This is a genomic window from Halorubrum laminariae (assembly GCF_024494655.1).
In the GTDB taxonomy this organism is placed as follows: Archaea; Halobacteriota; Halobacteria; order Halobacteriales; family Haloferacaceae; genus Halorubrum; species Halorubrum laminariae.
Map to the genome: position 1 here is coordinate 1 of NZ_JANHDL010000040.1, position 1,072 is coordinate 1,072.

1 protein-coding gene is annotated in these 1,072 nt (G+C 53.7%); it reads right to left on the minus strand.

Annotated elements, in window-relative coordinates; genetic code table 11:
• Positions 1-4: 4 nt before the first annotated feature.
• Positions 5-1,026 (minus strand): IS630 family transposase gene (locus NO887_RS18450; protein WP_256419622.1). Its coding sequence is split into 2 segments (ribosomal slippage): positions 5-522 and positions 522-1,026, totalling 1,023 coding nucleotides; the frame shifts between segments, so codons are not numbered across the junction.
• Positions 1,027-1,072 lie beyond the last annotated feature (46 nt).

Sequence of the window (1,072 nt, forward strand, 5' to 3'; positions counted from 1 at the left end):
ATACTTAAGGACATAAATACTTAAATACATTAGGCGTTTTGAGCTGGTCGAGTGCAGCGAGCGCTGCCTCCTGAAGATCGTCGAGCGTCTGAAACAGTCGGTTGCCAAGTGCTCGATTGAGTCGTCTCCAGCACTCTTCCGTGGGATTCAGCTCAGGTGACCCTCGCGGAAGATAACACAGTTCGAGTTGCGTCTCCGCAGCGAATTTCTTCACCGCCTCCGCTGTAAAGTACGACGCGTTATCCAACACGACACAGAGTTTCTCGCCGAATTCGGCCTGGAGAGCCTCTAACAACCGTATAGTGGTGTCACTGTTAAAATTCACTTCGCACGGAACGAAAAACGTCTCACCGGTATCGGTTGTTGCACCGAGCAATTTGATGCTTTTCCACTTGCCCTTCACCGGCAGTGACGGGCGCTCTCCCCTGGGAAACCAGGCGTTGATTAATTTCGAGAGAACCTGTCTCGTCTGGTCTATTGTGACGATTGTGTACTCTTCGTCCAGGTTGTTGCGCTTTTTTTGAACCCTTCTTTCCACGCCTCTTTCGCTCGCTCATCTGATTTATAGAACTCCGGCCGAGCTGTCTTCCAGGACAGCCCGGCCTCGCGTAGTAATCGCCGGACGTGACGGTCGCTGTACTCGATATCGAATTCCTCGAGGAGGTAGTTTCGTGCAAGTGGAACGGACCACGCCGGGGCGTCGAATCCGGCCTCTTCAGGCGGTTCGTGTACAACTTCTGTGAATTGCTGGCGCTCTTGCTCGGAAAGTTCAGACGGTCTCCCGGACCGTTCTTCGTCGTAGACGACGGCCTCGAACGGCTCCGTTTCGAGCCGTTCGAGGCGGTTTAGCCACTGAGAAAGCCACCCCGCAGTGTAGCCGTACCGCTGCGCGATCTCTTGCATCGTCGCGTCGTCTTCTTCGAGGTAGTTGATCGCAGCCATCAGCCGCTGTGTCGGCTTCTTCCCCTCGATTTCTGCGAGGACATCGCGGAGATCTTCTGGCGAAACCGTGGTCGGCGTGACCATACCGACGATAATAGCTCTATGTATAAATATTTTTGTCCGATAGTAT